Raw genomic sequence first — 16,901 nt, 5'->3', positions numbered from 1 at the left:
GCGCGGCATTTGCCGAGACGCACCGTCTTGTCTAGACGCAACGTCTCGTCTAATCTCGCGGTCGTCGACCACGAAGGAGTCACCGTGTCCCACCGTCAAGCCCTCGTCATCGGCGCTTCCCGCGGTCTCGGGCTCGTCCTCGCCGGCGAACTCGCGAAGCGCGACTGGCACGTCATCGCCACGACCCGACGTCCCGGCGAAGAGCTGACCGGCGCCGTGGAGGCCGAGACCCTCGAGATGACGAGCCAGGACGAACTGGCCGCGCTCCGCGAGCGTCTCGCCGGCCGCCGGCTCGACCTGCTGTTCGTCAACGCCGCGATCGACCGCGGGAACCTGCCGATCGGCGACGTCCCGACCGCGATGTTCACCGAGGTGATGGTCACCAACGCACTGAGCCCGCTGCGCGTCCTCGAGGCGCTGCGCGACCTCGTGGTGCCCGGCGGGACCGTCGCGGTCATGTCGTCCGAGCAGGGCAGCATCACCCGGAACACCGAAGACGGTTTCGAGCTCTACAAGGCCAGCAAGGCCGCGCTCAACCAGCTGATGCGCAGCTACGCGACCCGGCACGCCGGCGACGGGCACACCAAGCTGCTCATCGACCCCGGCCACAACCGCACCCAGCTGGGCGGCCTCGACGCGCCGCTGGCCCCCGAAGAGAGCATCCCGGCCGTCGTCGACGTCCTCGAAGCCCAGGCCGGTGCACCCGGCCTGCAGTTCCTCGACCGGAACGGCGAAACCGTGCCCTGGTAGCGGCCGCCCGGCCTTGCAGGCAGCAGCGACACCCGAGCGCGCCGGATAAAATGGGTCCGTGATGCTGTCCGGGGAAGAGTGGTTGGCGCGGGTCTTTCGCCCGGCCGTGGCCGGGGTGAGCCGTGCTCAGCCCGTCGGCACCGTTTCCGTGGATCCGTTGCGCCTGCTGGGAAGCCGGCTCGCGGCGCAGGTCGAGGCGCTCGGCGACACCGGGGTGCTCACCGACGAGCAGGAACGAGCCGCGCTCGCCGCTCTCGAGGAAGCAGGGATCGGGCCGGAAGTCCGGTCGATGTCGGCCTCGGCATCGTCTTCGGCGTCCACGGGCGCCTTCGCGGCCGTGCGGGCAGGCGCGGCGCCGGTCAAGCCGCCCGCCCCACCGACGTTGCAGGGCGTGCTGGCGGGACCGCGGCAACTCGGACAACTCGACGGCCGGCCCGTCACGCTGATCTCGGCGGAGCTGTGGAGCGACCGGATCGTGGTCGACCTCTACACGAACCCCGGCCCGGAACACCGCGACAGACGGGCGCAGGCCGCGCGCGAGCACCTGGAATGGGTGAAACGCCAACGCCGCGGGCAGGCCACCGGACGACCGGCCCGGGCGCCCGCCGGCTCGCCCTTGGCCGACCTCACCTGGGACCTACGCGACGCGCCGGGTACCGCATACCGCCGAACCGGTGGCTCGGCCGAATCGGGCGACCACCTCGACCGGCAGCGAATGCACTGGTTTCCGGCACCCCCGGCGGACTTCGGACGGCTGACCCTGCTGGCCACCGACCCCACCGGCACGACCGTGCTCGACACCGAAATCCCCGTCCGTCCGTCAACCGCGTAACGCCACCTGCCCGCAGGGTCACCATTTCCCGAACCGCGTCAATGCCCTGTTATCCGTTCGCGCATTGGTAACCTGACTTGGCTCAAATTAGTGTGCACCGCGGTCGTGGATGCGGGTGAGAGCATCGCGGAGGTCGTCGGGTAGCGGGTCGACGGCGGTGAGGATGTGCTCGCCGGCCGCTGCCTCGCCACCGCCTTGAGTGCCTCCAACGCCGCATCGTCATGCGCCGAGCCGATGTGCTCGATGTCCCGCGACCCGCGACGCGAGGAGTGCACGATCTGCACCGCCCTGGCCCCCGACGCCGTCTTCACCGTGCACACGACGAAACCGCAGCTCATCAGCCAGCACCCTACCCAAGATCAGCGATCTTGAGCCAAAGCCAGGTAAGGTGACGGAATGGTCATGCGGGTGGCGATTCCCGTGCTGCCGTGCCGAGATGTGCAGGCAGCGCGGTCGTACTTCACGGACGCGCTCGGATTCGACACCATATTCACCTGGGAGACCCCGCCTAGCTACGCGGCCGTGATCCGCGACACCGCCGAGTTCCACCTGTACGCCGAAAGCAGCGTCAGCCCGGCCAGGGTGACGGTTATCGTCGACGACGTCGATTCCTGCCACGACGAGCTGCGCGCCCGCGGCGCCGACATCGTCGAACCACTGGCTGACCGGCCCTACGGGATGCGCGACTTCACCGTACGGACACCCGATGGGCACTTGTTGATCTTCAGCCAGCCGCTCACCGAGAACGGGTGACCATCAGCGGACCAGCCGGAAGAATGACCGGACCTCGTCGGCGAACAACGCCGGCTGCTCGAACGCCGCGAAGTGGCCGCCCTTGCCGGGCTCGTTCCAGTACCGGATGTTCGGGAACCGGCGCGCCGGCCGACGCGGAGATCCATTCGTCGACCTGCCGGAGGCTTTCCCAGTACAGCCGGGTGGATGAGGCACCGGTGCCGGGCAGCCAGTAGAGCATCAGGTTGTCGAGCAGCTCATCCCGGGTAATAACCCGATGCAGGTCGCCACCGGAGTCGGTCCACGACCAGGACTTCTCGACGATCCAGGCGCAGAGGGCGGCCGGCGAGTCGACCAGCCCGTAGCCGACCGTCTGCGGCCGGGTCGACTGCTGCGCCGAGCATCCGGAGCCCCTCCCGCAATGTCGCGAGCGCCGCCCGCTCGGCACCGGTGAGGACGTCCAACGTGGCCGGATCGGGCGGTGCGAGCGGCGGCATGAGATGGATGCCGGCAACCCGATCGGGTTGCCGTTGACCGATGCTGGTGCCCCAGTCGCTGCCCTGGGCGCCGAACCGCCGGTAGCCGAGCCGGGCCATCAGCTCGCACCACGCGTCGGATATCCGCTCGATCCCCTACCCAAGAACAGCGATCTTGAGCCAAGTCAGGAACCGCGTAACGCCACCTGCCCGCAGGGTCACCATTTCCCGAACCGCGTTAATGCCCTGTTATCCGTTCGCGCATTTGTAACGGCAGGCATAGTCAGCACGATGCCTCGGCGTGAGCAGACCAAACCCGGCCTGCCCGCCGCACGCGCGCTCCGAGCAGGCTCGTAGGTTGTGGAGAACAAATGGAGATCGTCAACACGCTGTACGAGGTCGGGTTGCCCACACTCGCGGGTCTGTTCGTCTTCCTGGCCTACCTCAAACCCACGATCCGGCTGCTCAACCGCACGATCCACCGAAGGTTCAAGCTCACCCGACTGGTCCGGGCGACCTGGATGGTGCTGACATTCCTCAGCTACGGCCGATCACGCACGGAGCTCTACCGGGCGGCGTGCATGCGCGTCGAGGCCGAATTGCTGCACCCTCGACCACTACGACCGGACCGCTGGGAGTACCGGCACCGGTCCGATTTCCGGCTGGACGTGCAGACCTACCGCAAATCGCTCCGAGAGTGGCGTCGCAAGATCGGTTTGCTGGCCGACAACCTGATGAAGAAGTCCGACAAGAACAAGATAGTCGTGGATACCTGCTTTGCCATTTCGGACGTTCAGGACGAAATTCTGGGCTATTTTCGGGTCCGGCTCGCGGAAAACGCGAAGATCGACCCCAACCCGGAAGTCTTCGTGGCCGAGGTGCACGTGCTGGAGGCCTTCGTGGCGCCCTTGCAGTTGCTGTCCGGGCTACTGGGAAAGTACGACGAAGATTGGCCCCGGCTCATCGAAGGCCACCGCGCGACCGTCGACGAACTGGACGACAGTCTCGGCGACCTCCCCAGGTTTCAGGCTTTTCTGTTCACGTGCTGGCTGACCTGGGGTCCGAGCATCCCGTTCGGCACGTGCCGGCGCTGGGGCGGGCACAAACTCATGCAACTCGGCTACGGAGACGAGAGCAACTCCATTGCGCTCGCCGTGCAAAGCGCCGACGAACCTCCTCCGCCTCGGTCGGCCCGCGGCGGGCACGTGGTCCTCGCCGAAGGCTGGCAGGTGACCGGGGTGATCAAGACGGCGGCCGCGGTCGACCACCTGAAGCTGTGCAGCGCTCAGACCGAGGTGCTGCGCGCCGGACACAACCAGCTCGTGCTGGAGGCGAGCGGCCCGATCAGCGCACCGAGTGAGGCGGACAGCATCTACTACTCGGCCTACATCTGGGTGATCGTCGTCCTCTGCGACACCGATGGGCGACCGAGGCACAGCGAACCGTGGAAGAACATGTTGACGTTCTTCGAGCACGGCAACGTGGCCGACGACGCCACCTACCTGATGCTCAAGCGGCAGCTGGCCACCAAGGTGCAAACCTCCCTGGAGTCGATCCTGCGCGATCATCCCGAGCTGGTCCTGAGCTTTGCCTGCGCGATCGACGAATGCGGCTGTGGTGAGCCGATCAGGTACCCGGCCCCGCCCGGTGAATCCATGCGCGAGCTGCTGTTCACCGAGTCCTGGCTGACGCGGCTGGACGCCGAGGGCCGGCGCGCCCGGATGCGCACCGCGCTCAGCGGCAAGGCCCGCGTCGCGCACGCGGCCTGCAAGCTCCCGAACACCGTGGCCGGCTACCAGAAGGACCAAAGCAGCACGAAACCCGACCCGACCGACCGGCGGCACCCGGAGGTGCTGGTCGGGTGATCCACTTCCACGACCTCACCGCCACCGACGCGGACATCGCGACGCTCACGGCGTTCTACCGGGACCACTACGCCGCCGAGTTCCCCGACCCCGACGAGCGGGAATCGCTGGCCAACATGATCGAGTACCTGCGGCTGCGCGAGCGGGGTTGGTACGGGCACAACAACTACCACATCATTCTCGCGTCGAGGAACGGTGTCACGGTCGGCTGCTCGGTCCTGGACTACTTCGCCGGGCCCAACGCGGGCATGATCGAATTCCTGATGGTGGTCCCCACGATCCGCAACGCGGGCGTGGGACGGGCCCTCCTCGCCGAGACCGAACGCGTCCTCGACGCGGATGCCGTGTCGGCGACCGGCACCCCGCTCGCCCATGTGTTCGCCGAGATCAACGACCCCTTCGTCCCGACCGGGACGCCGGACAACATCGACCCGGCCGACCGCGCGCTGATCTGGGACCGGTGGGGCTTCCGCGGTCTGGACCTGCCCTACGTCCAGCCGGCCCTGTCCGAAACCCAGGAACCGGTCACCAACCTGCTGCTCATCTGCAAGACGTTCGGCAAGCCCTGCACGCCGCGGACCGTGTGCTCGGCCGTGGCCGACTACCTCCGCTGGGCCATGCGCGTGGCGGACCCGGAGCACTGCCCGGAGTTCAAGGCGCTCGCGGCCCACCTGGCCACGCTCGCGTCCGTCGGAACGTTCTCCCTCGCGCGCTACGTGGGACATCCGATCCCGCACGTGCGGCCGCTGACCGCGCCGGCGGACCCCGACTGGGCCGCCACCATGGACCTCTACCGCGGTGCCTTCGGCACCACGGAATACGGCATCCCCGAGTCGGAGTTCACCAGAAAATACCCGGTCCCCCGGCATTTCTGGGCACTGCGCCGCACACCCGGTTCAGCGGTCGCCGGCCTGGTCACGTTCTTCACCCTGACCACCGCCGGCTTCGGCGGCTACGGGCTGTTCACCGGCGACCTGCGCGGCATCGGCGCCCTGCGCCCGATGATCGCCCAGGTGGAGCTCCAGCTGCTCGCCGACCGCCCGGCCACCCGGGGCTGGTACGTCGAAGCGGCGCCGAAGACCGACCGGGCCCCGCTCCGGGCCGTCGGCTTCGTCGAGCTACCGGTCCGGTACACCGTCCCGTCCCGAACCGGCGACGAACTGCCCGCCACGCTGATGTACAAGCCGATCGGCCGGCACTATCCACCGACGCTCCCGGCGGAGTCCGAAGTGGAGGTCGCTGTTCGGGAAATCAGGGAAGTCGTCTACGGAATTCACCCGGGCGAATCGGTTCACCGGCCCTGAAGGAGCGGTCAGAGCTCTCGGACATGACGGACTCTGGAGGCAATCGGGTTTGGCCTACCGGCCGGAACGAGCCCGAGCCGGTGGTGCGGGGCGACGCACCGGCGCCGCCCCGCACCCGACCCGGTGCTACTGGATCAGGAACGGCGCCGACACGTCCACCGCGTACGGTGTCGTGCCGTTCTTGTCCAGCTGCAGCACATAACTGCCCGGCACCACGGCGGGCGGGCCGGACGCGTTGATGTCCGGTGCGCTTTCCGCCAGCGCCGCCGCCGGGAAGGACACGCGCACGACCTGGGAGCGGCCCGGGTCGAGCGTCACCCGTGCGAAGCCGACCAGCCGTTGGGGCGGGACGACCACCGGGCTCACCGGCTGGGCCACGTACACCGGCACGATGTCGGTGCCGGCCCGGGTTCCGGTGTTGGTGACCGTGAACGTCGCCGTGGCTGTGCCGTCGCGCGCGATCTTCGGTGTCACCGCCAGGTTCGTGTGGGTGAACGTCGTGTACGACAGGCCGTACCCGAACGGGAACTGCGGGTTGTACGCGTTGCCCGCCCCGGACGCCGTGCCCGGCAGCTGGTCGAAGAACTTCGGCTGGTCCCCCAGCGGGGACGGGGCCGTCCCGGCGAAGTCACCGCCGACCGCCGGCGCGTCGGACGGCCAGCTGATCGGCAGCTTGCCCGCCGGGTTCGTCTTGCCGAACAGCACGTCCGCCACGGCCGTGCCGGCTTCCGTGCTGCCCTGGTAGGCCATCAGCACCGCGTTCGCCTTCTCCGCCGGGCCCAGCCCGACCGGCCGGCCCGCGACGACCACGACGATCACCGGTTTGCCGGTCGCCTCCAGTGCCGAGATGAGGGCCTGCTGGTCGGGCGCCAGCGCGGGCGCCGGGTTGTCGCCCAGCCCTTCCGCGTAGGCCTTCTCCCCCACCACCGCCACGTAGGCGCTGGTGTCCGCCGCGGCCGCGACGGCGCTGGCCTGGTCCGGCGCGTAGACCGCGGCCGGGTTCGCGGCCCGGATGCCGCCCAGCACGGTGGTGCCCGGCGGAATCTGGTTGTCCGGGCCCATGCAGCACACGTGCCCGGCACCGGCGACGCCCTGCCAGCTGACGCTCCAGCCGCCGAGCTGGTTGGTCATCGAGTCCGCGCTCGGGCCGGTCACCACGACCTTCGCGCCCGCCGGCAACGGCAGCGCGTTGTTCTCGTTGCGCAGCAACGTGACCGACTCCCGCGCGGCCTTCAGCGTCTGGTCACGGCCCGCGGTGACAGCGGCGTTGGCGGCGTTCGGGTCGACGCACGGTTTCGCCGGGTCGGCCACGCACGGCTGGTCGAACAGGCCGAGCTGGAACTTCAGCGTCAGGATGCGGCGCACGGCCTGGTCGATCCGCGCGCGCGAGATCTTGCCCGTGTCCACGTCCTGCAGGATGGCGGTCTGCCACCCGGCCGCGTCGAAGACCTGCATGCTCATGTCGACGCCCGCGTTCACGGCGGCGGCGATGGCCCCCGGGAGGTCCGCCGCGATGTGGTAGGCGGTCTGCAACGCGGTGACGTCCTGGTAGTCGCTGATCACGACACCCGGGAAGTGCAGCTGGTCGCGCAGGACGTCGGTCAGCAGGTAGTGCGACGCGGTGGCGGGCACGCCGTTGATCGAACCGGAGTCGACCATGACGGTCCCGGCGCCCGCGTCGACCCCGGCCGCGTAGGACGGCAGGATCGTCGTCTGGAGGTAGTTCATGGGGAGCAGCGCCTCGACCCGGTCGTGGCCGTTGACCGACTGCGAGTAGCCGGCGAAGTGCTTGACCGTCGCGCTGACGTTCAGTTCACCCCGCTTGCCGGGCGTCTGCATGCCCTTGATGTTCGCGGCCCCCATCGCGCCGGCCAGGGCCGGTTGCTCGGCCCACGTCTCGTAGGTGCGGCCCCACCGGTTGTCGCGCGCGAGGTCCTGGACCGGGGCGAAGTCCCAGTTCCAGCCGGTGGCGCGCAGCGCGTCCGCGGTCGCCTTGCCGCCGGCCTGGGCGAGCGCGGGGTCCCAGGTCGCGCCCATGCCGAGGGACTGCGGGAACAGCGGCGCCTGCCACGGGTGGCCGAAGCCGTGCACCGCGTCGACGCCGAACACCACCGGCAGGTGCAGGCGCGAGTTCTTGATCGCGTACTGCTGGATGATGTTGTACTCGGTGGCCCAGTCGTAGCCGGTGTTGCCGACGCCGCCCTTGCCCGTGGTGTCGACCGGGTTCTCGGTGCCGCCCGCGAGAATCGAACCGACGTTGGCGTCGACCAGGATTTTGCGCATGCAGTCGGGATTCGGGAGGTTGAATCCGTTGTTCCCGCACGTCGTGCCGTTCGGGTCGGTCAGCGTGGTGACCAGCTGCTGGTCCATCTGGCCGACTTTCTCGGGCAGCGTCATCGCGTGCAGCAGCGCCTCCACCCTCGCCGGCACCGGGCGATGGGTGTCCAGCCAGGGCGTGGCGCCCGGGTCGATGGCGGCGCTGCTACTGGCGGTGAACGCGGATACCGTGAGTGAGATCGCTGCCGCGAGCACCGTGACGGTGGCGCGGGTACTGCGTCTGTTTCTGCGGAACACCAGACCTCCTTCAGCCGTGGTCGGCACGGACCGGCCGCGTGGATGCGAGCGCACCGTAGGCACCTTCCGCCGGGCTGTAAAGCGCCGAACGGCGGCCTGGCGCCCATTTGTCCACACCTTTAAGTAAGAGTCGTCCCCGTTGTACGTTGTCGACGAGCCGTCGACGCCGATGGAGAACTTTGGCCGCGTGGCTAGGAGGCAGGGTGCTGGAAGCGCTGGGCATGACTCCCGAGGAAGAACGCGTCTACCGCGTGGTCGTCGGCGGGTACCGGACCGCGCCCGACGAGATCGCGGGCAAGATCGGCGTGGGCCTCGGCGAGGTGGAGCCGATCCTCGACGTCCTGCTGGCCAAGGGGCTCGTCAACCGGACCGAGGGGCACTACGTGTCCGCGCCGCCGGATGTCTCCCTCGGGCCGCTGCTGGTGCACGGCCAGGAGAAGCTGGAGGCCGCGCGGGCCGCGGTGTCCCAGCTCGCCGAGGAGTACCGCGGCAGCGCGCGGCGCCGGGACTCCGCGCAGCTCGTCGAGGTCATCACCGGGGTGGATGCGATCCGGCGGCAGGCCCTCGCCATCCAGCGCGGCGCGCGCGAAGAGTCCCTGTGGTTCTGCCTGGAGGGCAACGTCGCGATGGCGGCGTCGGAGAACGTCGAAGAGGCGCTGGCGCAGGCCCGCGGCGTGCAGTACCGCGTGATCTACGAGACCGGCCTGCTCGAGGAGCCCGGCCGGATCGTCAACGTCCTGGAGGGGATCGAGGGCGGCGAGATCGCCCGCTCGATCCCGAAGCTGCCGGTGCGCCTGGCCATCTCCGACCGCAAGGTGGCGCTGTGCCCGCTGGTCAGCCACGACAGCACGGGCGAGCCCACCGCCGCGCTCGTCCGGGAGAGCAGCCTGCTGTCCGCCTTGGTCGCGTTGTTCGAGGTCTACTGGGAACGCGCGTCGCCGCTGCGGATCGGCGACACCGCGCCCACTCCCCACCTCGATCCCGACGAGCGGCGGCTGTTGTCCCTGCTCATCGGCGGGGTCAGCGACAAGTCGATCGCGACCCAGCTCAACGTCAGCTACCGGACCGTCCAGCGGCGCCTGCAGGACCTGATGCGCCGGGTCGACGCCCGGACCCGGATGCAGCTGGCCTGGCAGGCCAGCAAGCTCGGCTGGCTGGACGAGCCGAGCCCCGGGCACCTCCTGCCGCGTGACGGCGGGAGGCGCCCGGAGCCCGTCCGCTAGCTGAGCCCGTACGCCCGCAGCACCGTCTGGTCGACGGCGTTGCCCGCGGTGTCGGTGGCCTGCACCCGCAACGCGACGTAGGAGTTCGTGGCCCCGAGCGCCGGGTGGTCGATCGTGGCCTCGTAGGACTTCCCGGTGCGCTTGACGTCGGCCGCGCGCCAGGTCTTGCCGTCGTCGTAGGACGCCCAGGCCTGCACCGAACGCACGTCCGGTGTGGCCATGCCGTCCTGGAACCGGGTGGTCAGGCCGATCTTGGCCCGGCGGCCGGCCGGGAGCCGGTTCCCGGCGTCCGCGTCGACCGCGTAGTCCAGCTGCAGCAACGGGAGCAGCGCCGGGGCCGCCGACCGTGCCGAGTGGAACGTCCACGACGTCTGCGTGCTGGTGCCGAACAGCCACTCCGGCGAATCCCGCCGCACCGACAGGTCGAGCCGGTAGGTCGCCGGGTCCGCGCCGGCCGGGAAGGTGCCGAACGCGTACGGCTGTTCCGACACGAGCTTGCCGTCGCGGAACAGCTTCGCCGCCGTGACGGCCGGCCCGGCCTGGTCGTCGCCTTCGTTGAAGCCGTAGTGCCCGGCCTGGCTGTCGACGAACTCCGGGATCCTGATCTGGAGCTTGTCGCCCTCACGGGTCGAGTCCATGCCCGGCACGCCCCGCGGGACGGCCGGACGGACGACCGGCGCGAACCAGTCCTCGGTGACGTTCTCCTTGCCCGTGTAGGTGCGCGGCGCCGCAGTCATGCCGCCCTGGAGCGGGGACATCTCGTCCCAGATCAGGCCGTGCTTGACCCGGTGCTGCCACAGGGTGTCCCCGGAGCTGACGTACTCCTGCCGGGTCGACGGCGTCGTCACGTACCGCTGGTACTCGTTGACGGCGAAGTCCTGCCACGGCTTCCAGGCGAACCGCTGCTCCTTCGCCTCGCCGCCGCTGCCGGTCTGGCGGTAGTGCGTGGTGACGGTCGCGGTGTTCGCCGCGGTGACCTTGTGGACGGGCTTGTCCGGGATCCGGTCGCGCTCGGTCTGCACCACGTCGTAGAGGTACGGGCTGACCGCGACCCCCTGCAGGCTCAGGAACGTCGGGAACCGCTTGATCTTGGCGAGCAGGGCGAGCCCTTCGTCCCGGTCGAGCTGGACGGTCGGGATCGTCAGGAACGGCGCCGCGCTGATCGACGGCACCGAGGCGGTGCCCCAGCCGTCCGGCACGACGATGAAGACGATCGCCGCCCCGGCGGCCGCGGCGGCGCGGGAGACGTCGTCGCGGTTGTAGTCGGCCGGGTCCGGGTCGACGATCGCGGCCTTTCCGCGCACGTTCTTGAAGTCCGCCGGTTTGCCCTGCCCCGCGGAGACGGCCTGCAGCAGCCGCCAGCCGTCGAGCTTGGGCGACCCGGCGAGGTAGCGGTTCGTGAGCGGGTCCCGGCTGCCCAGGACGTTCACCGTCAACGGCGGCGCGATCCTCGACCAGCGGGAGCCGAACTCGAAGGCCCCGGTGGTCACCTTCGGCGTCGGGGTGACGCGGAGTTCCCGGGTGTAGTCGAACTGCATGGCGTAGTTCGCGATCCGGCGCGGGCCGAGCTCCCGGTAGGTGTAATAGCTCCAGATCCCGGCCTGTTCGGACGGCTGCGGGGTCTGGATGTCCACCTTGACCGCCTTGCGGGCGTCCAGCACGACGGTCGTGTCGCCGGTGACCCGGATTTCGGGCAGGACGACCTGGAAGGCGGTGAGCCCGTCCTCCGTGCCGTCGACCTGGGCGGTCAGGTAGTACACGCCGTCGCCGACCTCGACGGTCAGGCTGCCACCGCCCAGCCAGGTGTTGACGTCGTAGCGGTAGTCCTCGCCGTACATCAGCAACCACGGCGCCATGGTCGGCTTGCCCTGCAGGTCGAGGGCGGTGAGGGTGACCTTGTGCTTGGGCGCGGTCTTGTCCGCGCCGAGCGCGGTGTGCACCACCACCCCCTCGGCCGTCGCGGTGAGCCGTCCGCTATAGGTGCCCGCGGCCAGCTTCGCCGGGTCGCCGGTGATCGTGACGCTCGCCCGGCCACCGGCCGGAACGTCCACAGTGGACTTGTCGAGCCGGATCCCGTCCCCGGCGGGGACACCGCCGAGGGACCTGGCGTCCAGCACGAGCTTCAGCGAGACCGGCGTGGTGCCGATGTTGGTGTAGGTGACCTCTTTGGCCACCGGCGCCTTGGCGTTCTCGACCGCGCCGAGGTCGAGCGTGCCGGTGCCGAAGACCTTCTGCTTCACCGCGCGCGCCACGTCGACCCGGCCGCCACCCTGCTCGAACACCGAAAGCCCGTTGGCTGTCAGGGAAGTGCTCGCGAGTGCGTCCTTGAGCTGGCTGCCCTTCCAGTCCGGGTGCTGCTGGGCGAGGATCGCCACCGCGCCCGCGACGTGCGGTGTCGCCATCGAGGTGCCGGAGGCGGCGGTGTAGTGGTCGTCGACGACGTCGCCCATGGCCGTTCCCGCGGCGCGGGCGGCGACGATGCCGACGCCGGGCGCGGTGATGTCGGGCTTGACGGCGTTGTCGCCCAGCCGCGGGCCGCGGCTGGAGAACGACGCCAGGCCCTCGTCCCGGCCGACCGCGCCGACGGTCAGCGCGGCGGCGGCGGTGCCCGGCGAGCCGACCGTGTAGGCGCCCTGTTCGCCGTCGTTGCCCGCGGCCACGACGAAGAGCGTGCCGGTCTGTTCGCTCAGTGCGTCGAGGCCGACGCTGAGTGCGTCGGTGCCGTCGGTCGGGCCGCCGCCGAGGCTCATGTTGACCGCCTTGGCGCCGGAGTGCGCCGCCCATTCCATCCCGGCGAGGACCCAGGACTCGTACCCGAAGCCGTCGTCGTCGAGCACCTTGCCGACGAGCAGTTTCGCGCCCGGCGCCGCGCCCTTGAGCCGCCCGCCCGAGGCGGCGCCGGAGCCCGCGATCGTCGAGGCGACGTGCGTGCCGTGGCCGAAGTGATCGGTGGTGTCGGGGCTGGTCGTGAAGTTGACCGCCTCGCTCACCCGCCCGGCCAGGTCGGGGTGGGTGGGGTCGTAGCCGGTGTCGAGCACGGCGACCGTGGTGCCGGTGCCGTCGAAGCCCGCGGCCCACGCCTCGGGGGCGCCGATCTGCGGGACGCTGCGGTCGAGGGAGACGCGGACCCTGCGGTCCAGGGAGATCCGCTCGACGTTCCCCGACGAGGCCCAGAACGCGGCGGCGTTCGCCTTGCTGGCCCGTGCCGAGCGGCCGTTGACGCTGGTCAGGGTCGCACCGAGGTCGGCTTGGGCGGTGGTTTTCCGGAGGTCCGTGCCCTGGCGGTAGGTGAGGATCAGCGGGAGGGTCGCCGACTGCTCGTCGGCGTAGCCCTCGGCGATCAGCTCGGTGACGTCGAAGAGGGTCTTGTCGACCTGCTTCGCGCCCAGCCGAGGGGTGACGTCCTCGGGGAAGACGCTGAGGTGGCCGTCGACCTCCTGCTGGTGGAACCGGATCTTCTCCCGGCCCGGCGCGGGCTGGACGGTGGCGGCCTGCTTGCCGCCGGGCTGCCGTTCGACCTGGACGACGTCGCCGGTGAGCAGGGTGACCGAGTGCCGTTCGACGCCCGCGGGTGCGGCTTTCGGGGCGGCGTCCGCGACCCCGGTGGTGCCCGCGGCGAGGGCGCCGACGCAGGCCAGGACCAGAACAGATGATCTCCAGTGCATCGCACCAGGCTCGCGCCGGCGCCGTCGGCCGTCACTAGGGCCGGCGCGTCCGAATCACGACACGTCGCATCTTCGTCAGCGGGGGAACGCCGCCACGAGGAGCCGCCGGAGCTCGTGCCGGCCGTGGTCGTCGAGCCCGGCGAGGACCCGGTCCTCGGCCTCGGCGACCTCGGGATCGAGGCGCGCGAGCACGGTCATGCCCTCGCGCGTCAGCGTGGCGGGCAACGCCCTCCCGGACGGCACCGTGGCGGGGCGCGTCACCAGGCCGCGGTCCTGCAGCTCGCGCACCACCTTGTTCATCGCCTGCGGTGACACCTGGGCTTCGCGGGCCAGCTCGGCGTTGGACTTGGGCGACCGCGCCAGCATCCGCAGGCAGAGGTACGCGGGCGCCGCCAGGTCCGCGGGCCCGAGCACGGTGGCGGCCACCTCGGCGCGCAGGGCCGCGGTGACGCGGTGCAGCAGGTAGCCGAGCGGCTCGTCCCGGAAGCTGTCCATGTCAACCATGTTGACATATATCAACCCAGTTGACACTCTGGGGTGCATGAACTCACCGTTGTTCGAATCCGCCTACCGTGGCCAAGCTCCCGAGATGGGGGTGGGCTTCCGTCCGCCCTGGAGCATCGGCGAACCGCAACCCGAGATCGCCGCGCTCATCGACGTGTTCCACGGCGAGGTCCTCGACGCCGGCTGCGGCGAGGGCGCGACGTCGCTCCGCCTCGCCGAGCTGGGCTTCACGACGGTCGGTCTGGACCAGTCGCCGACGGCGATCGAGCTGGCCCGCGCGGAAGCCACCCGCCGCGGCTTGCCCAACGCCGCCTTCGCGGTCGCCGACATCAGCACGTTCACCGGCTACGACGGCCGGTTCGGCACCATTGTGGACAGCACGTTGTTCCACTCGATGCCGCTCGAACTGCGCCGGGGGTACCAGGAATCGATCGTGCGCGCGGCGGCGCCCGGCGCGTCCTACTTCGTGCTGGTCTTCGACAGCGCGACCGTGCCCTCGGACAAGGTCAACCCGGTCTCCGCGGCGGAACTGCGGGAGGTGGTGGGCGCGTACTGGACGATCGACGACATCCGGCCGGCCCGCATCCACGCCAACGTCGCCGAGAACTTCCCGGACTTCGCGGCGTTCGCCGGCAGCGACGTCCGGGAGGAGGGCAACGGCCGCAAGTCGGCCCCGGCCTGGCTGCTGTCGGCGCATTTGTCCTGATCGCGCCGACGAGCGGAAGCTAGAGTCGCGGGGTGGACGACGCTTCGACGCGAACCGCGCTCTTGGTGGCGAGGGCGGCCGAATCCCGCGGTTGCCTGCAGCCGGGCGACTGGCCGGATGTCGCGGTCAGCCTGCTGCTGGAAGGCAACGAAGATCCCGAGATCGCCGAACTGGCCGGGTTGAACCGTCGGGCGAACGGGTGGGACACCGCCCCGTTGGCGGACGCCGTGTGCGCGCGGCACGAAATCCTGGTTCCCGGTGAAGACGAGTCGACGGATCTCGTCGCCCGGTTGATGGCGGACGACCTCCGCGCCCGGCCGGCTGAGGTCAGTGCGCCGATGATTCGCCTCCTGGCCCGGTTCGCGTCCCCGGACTTCGACTCGGACCTGGCGAACCGGTGCTTCGCCGCGGAGGAATATCTGGATTGCGGCTGCGGAGAGGTCGATCTCGAATTCGAGGCAGAGCTGCAATCGATGCCGACTTTGGGGCTGCCCGCGCGTGTCGTGCAAGCACTCGCGCGACGATTGCGTTCGACTCTTCCCGCGACCCAGCCCGCTCACGGGCATCACTTGCCGCCTCCTGGGGCGGTGTCTACGGTCCGGTGATGCCTTTGCGACTGCTGGCGGTGACGTTCGAGGCCGACGACGCGGGTGAAGCGGCACGCTTCTGGGCCGCCCTGCTCGGCCGGGAGGTCGTCGAGGACAACGGCGGTCTGCTGCTGCCCGGCGGGGATACCCAGCTCGGCCTGCGGTTCGTGCCAGGCCGCGCCGGCCGGCCCGGCGCGAACCGGATGCACCTGCACCTGATCGGCGCCGACCAGCGGCACACGGTAGCCACGGCGGTCCAGCTCGGCGGCCGCCACGTCGACGTCGGGCAGCGGCCCGAAGAGACGCACGTCGTCCTGGCCGATCCGGCGGGCTACGAGTTCTGCGTGATCGAGCCCGGCAACGCCTATCTCGCCGGGTGCGGCCCGCTCGGCGAACTCACCTGCGCCGGCAGCCGCGAGACCGGCCTGTTCTGGAGCAAGGCCCTGGACTGGCCCCTGGTGTGGGACCACGGCGAGCAGACCGCGATCCAATCACCGCACGGCGGAACGAAAATCGCCTGGGACACGTGGGACGGCCCGCCCGCGTCACAGGACCGGCAGCGCTTCGAGCTACTCCCCACGGACGGCGACCAGCAGGCGGCGGTCGACACGCTGATCTCCCTCGGCGCTACGCGCCTCGAGGCTCACGACGACGGCACTGTCGTACTGGCGGATCCGGACGGCACGGAGTTCTGCGTGCGATCACCTCAGCCGGGGTGACCGCCGCCGCGTCGTTTCGGACGTACCCCCGGTGATGCCGAACATCCGCACCTGCCACGAGCCGGTCGACGACGGCCGGTTCCCGGCCCTCCCCCGGCTTTCGTCGCCGGGGTTTCAGCCGCACCCTATTTCGCTGGTCACTCCACCAGTGGAATCGCGCCCGATATCAGGCCACATGTACTATTCTCGCGACTGCGTGGCCGGAACGGACACGAAGGGGAGGACCGTTGGGGTTCAGTCGTGACGATGTCGCGTTCGCAGAGCTGGACATGCCGGACGTGTCGGCGGTCAACGCGCAGCTGGACGACCTTTTGCAGCCTGGTGGCGAGCGAGTCGAACCGGCGGCCGAATACGAAGCGCGCGACCCGAGCCGCACCGTCAAGGTGACCGTTGACGCGCAGCGCCGGTTGTCCGATGTCGACATCCAGCTCAGATGGGCCTCGCGCATCCCTGCCGAGCAGCTCGCCGGCGTCCTGTTCGACACCTATGTCCAGGCCGTCCAGCGCGCGATGGTCGTCGAGCTCGCCAACGCCGGCGACGAGCAACCCGGCCGGCCTGGTGAAATCGAGCCCGATGACGTCACCGGAAAGACCTTCGACGAGTGGATCGCCGGCATCAAGGCACGGATCAGCGACGTGGACACGCAGCTGGAAGCGATCCAACGCCTCGAGGCCGGCCGGAGCGGTCCGGTCTCGGCCGAGGTCCGCAGCCCTCTCGGATTCTTCCTGCTCCACCTGCGGGACGGCAGTCCGACCGGAGTGTCCGGCTCGGTCACCACGCTGAGCAGGGCCGGCGCGGACCGGCTGCGGCAGGACTTCGTCGAGGTGTTCGCCACCGCAGGGCTCGCGGCACCCAGCGCAGCGGTCAGCCGGCCGGCACCGCGGTCCCCCGCGAGCCCGGGGGACGACGAAGAGCCCTTCGAATTCCGGTACGACGAGTAGAGGAGGCAGCCAGCCATGGTCGG

14 protein-coding genes and 1 pseudogene are annotated in these 16,901 nt (G+C 70.1%); 10 read left to right on the top strand and 5 right to left on the bottom strand.

From position 1 onward, the window contains the following. The first annotated feature begins 84 nt into the window (after positions 1–84). Positions 85–750, top strand: coding sequence for an SDR family NAD(P)-dependent oxidoreductase (locus tag ACWEN0_RS21625; protein WP_451976082.1), 666 nt, complete (start codon positions 85–87; stop codon positions 748–750). Between the two features lie 157 nt (positions 751–907). After that, positions 908–1,582 (top strand): hypothetical protein, encoded by a 675-nt coding sequence (locus ACWEN0_RS21620; RefSeq protein WP_451976079.1) that lies wholly within the window; start codon positions 908–910, stop codon positions 1,580–1,582. Between the two features lie 116 nt (positions 1,583–1,698). On the opposite strand, the pseudogene ACWEN0_RS21615 reads toward ACWEN0_RS21620, so the two are convergent. Further along, positions 1,699–1,920, bottom strand: a pseudogene (locus ACWEN0_RS21615) (IS1634 family transposase); the annotation flags it as partial. A 58-nt stretch (positions 1,921–1,978) separates the two neighbouring features. Between ACWEN0_RS21615 and ACWEN0_RS21610 the strand changes: the two are divergent. Beyond that, positions 1,979–2,335 (top strand): bleomycin resistance protein, encoded by a 357-nt coding sequence (locus ACWEN0_RS21610; RefSeq protein WP_451976077.1) that lies wholly within the window; start codon positions 1,979–1,981, stop codon positions 2,333–2,335. On the opposite strand, the gene ACWEN0_RS21605 is transcribed toward ACWEN0_RS21610, so the two are convergent. Then, positions 2,319–2,762 carry a hypothetical protein gene (locus ACWEN0_RS21605; protein ID WP_451976074.1) on the bottom strand — a complete coding sequence of 148 codons (444 nt, stop codon included), beginning with the start codon at positions 2,760–2,762 and terminating at the stop codon, positions 2,319–2,321. The genes ACWEN0_RS21610 and ACWEN0_RS21605 overlap by 17 nt on opposite strands. 399 nt (positions 2,763–3,161) lie before the next feature. Here ACWEN0_RS21605 and ACWEN0_RS21600 point away from each other — a divergent pair, with 399 nt between their 5' ends. Both ACWEN0_RS21600 and ACWEN0_RS21595 read left to right on the top strand, forming a co-directional pair. Then, on the top strand, positions 3,162–4,655 hold the full coding sequence (locus ACWEN0_RS21600) for a hypothetical protein (protein ID WP_451976071.1): 1,494 nt from the start codon (positions 3,162–3,164) through the stop codon (positions 4,653–4,655). Continuing rightward, entirely contained in the window at positions 4,652–5,959 is a 1,308-nt protein-coding gene (locus tag ACWEN0_RS21595; RefSeq protein WP_451976068.1) for a GNAT family N-acetyltransferase, read from the top strand. Before ACWEN0_RS21600 ends, ACWEN0_RS21595 begins: the two co-directional genes overlap by 4 nt. A 126-nt stretch (positions 5,960–6,085) precedes the next feature. On the opposite strand, the gene ACWEN0_RS21590 is transcribed toward ACWEN0_RS21595, so the two are convergent. Then, positions 6,086–8,533, bottom strand: coding sequence for a glycoside hydrolase family 3 N-terminal domain-containing protein (locus tag ACWEN0_RS21590; RefSeq protein WP_451976065.1), 2,448 nt, complete (start codon positions 8,531–8,533; stop codon positions 6,086–6,088). Between the two features lie 203 nt (positions 8,534–8,736). Between ACWEN0_RS21590 and ACWEN0_RS21585 the strand changes: the two genes are divergently transcribed. Beyond that, the gene (locus tag ACWEN0_RS21585; RefSeq protein ID WP_451976062.1) at positions 8,737–9,756 is read left to right on the top strand and encodes a LuxR C-terminal-related transcriptional regulator; all 1,020 of its coding nucleotides are present in this window, start codon (positions 8,737–8,739) and stop codon (positions 9,754–9,756) included. Here the strand turns inward: ACWEN0_RS21585 and ACWEN0_RS21580 are convergent. Both ACWEN0_RS21580 and ACWEN0_RS21575 read right to left on the bottom strand, forming a co-directional pair. Further along, positions 9,753–13,421 (bottom strand): S8 family serine peptidase, encoded by a 3,669-nt coding sequence (locus ACWEN0_RS21580; protein ID WP_451976059.1) that lies wholly within the window; start codon positions 13,419–13,421, stop codon positions 9,753–9,755. The genes ACWEN0_RS21585 and ACWEN0_RS21580 overlap by 4 nt on opposite strands. A 75-nt stretch (positions 13,422–13,496) precedes the next feature. After that, a complete protein-coding gene (locus ACWEN0_RS21575; protein WP_451976056.1) occupies positions 13,497–13,916 on the bottom strand; it encodes a MarR family winged helix-turn-helix transcriptional regulator in 420 nt (139 codons plus the stop codon). A gap of 94 nt (positions 13,917–14,010) precedes the next feature. Here ACWEN0_RS21575 and ACWEN0_RS21570 point away from each other — a divergent pair, with 94 nt between their 5' ends. From ACWEN0_RS21570 to ACWEN0_RS21555, 4 genes are all read left to right on the top strand, one after another. Continuing rightward, complete coding sequence (locus ACWEN0_RS21570) at positions 14,011–14,631, top strand: class I SAM-dependent methyltransferase (RefSeq protein WP_451976053.1); 621 nt, start codon at positions 14,011–14,013, stop codon at positions 14,629–14,631. Between the two features lie 32 nt (positions 14,632–14,663). After that, on the top strand, positions 14,664–15,236 hold the full coding sequence (locus ACWEN0_RS21565) for a hypothetical protein (RefSeq protein ID WP_451976050.1): 573 nt from the start codon (positions 14,664–14,666) through the stop codon (positions 15,234–15,236). Beyond that, positions 15,236–15,937, top strand: a complete 702-nt coding sequence (locus tag ACWEN0_RS21560) for a VOC family protein (protein WP_451976047.1) — start codon at positions 15,236–15,238, stop codon at positions 15,935–15,937. The genes ACWEN0_RS21565 and ACWEN0_RS21560 overlap by 1 nt, the downstream gene beginning before the upstream one ends. 227 nt (positions 15,938–16,164) lie before the next feature. Further along, a complete protein-coding gene (locus ACWEN0_RS21555; protein WP_451976044.1) occupies positions 16,165–16,878 on the top strand; it encodes a hypothetical protein in 714 nt (237 codons plus the stop codon). The last annotated feature ends 23 nt before the right edge of the window (positions 16,879–16,901 follow it).

The sequence above is a fragment of the Amycolatopsis sp. NPDC004378 genome (assembly GCF_053602455.1).
The sequence above is the reverse complement of the archived record's forward strand: the minus strand, read 5'-3'. Positions and strand labels throughout refer to the sequence as shown.

What these genes read in the sequence shown, in the direction of transcription:
- ACWEN0_RS21610 (WP_451976077.1), top strand. Translation starts at nt 1,979, where the DNA reads ATGGTCATGCGGGTGGCGATTCCCGTGCTGCCGTGCCGAGATGTGCAG.
- ACWEN0_RS21580 (WP_451976059.1), bottom strand. Translation starts at nt 13,421, where the DNA reads ATGCACTGGAGATCATCTGTTCTGGTCCTGGCCTGCGTCGGCGCCCTC.
- ACWEN0_RS21570 (WP_451976053.1), top strand. Translation starts at nt 14,011, where the DNA reads ATGGGGGTGGGCTTCCGTCCGCCCTGGAGCATCGGCGAACCGCAACCC.
- ACWEN0_RS21600 (WP_451976071.1), top strand. Translation starts at nt 3,162, where the DNA reads ATGGAGATCGTCAACACGCTGTACGAGGTCGGGTTGCCCACACTCGCG.
- ACWEN0_RS21575 (WP_451976056.1), bottom strand. Translation starts at nt 13,916, where the DNA reads ATGGACAGCTTCCGGGACGAGCCGCTCGGCTACCTGCTGCACCGCGTC.
- ACWEN0_RS21560 (WP_451976047.1), top strand. Translation starts at nt 15,236, where the DNA reads ATGCCTTTGCGACTGCTGGCGGTGACGTTCGAGGCCGACGACGCGGGT.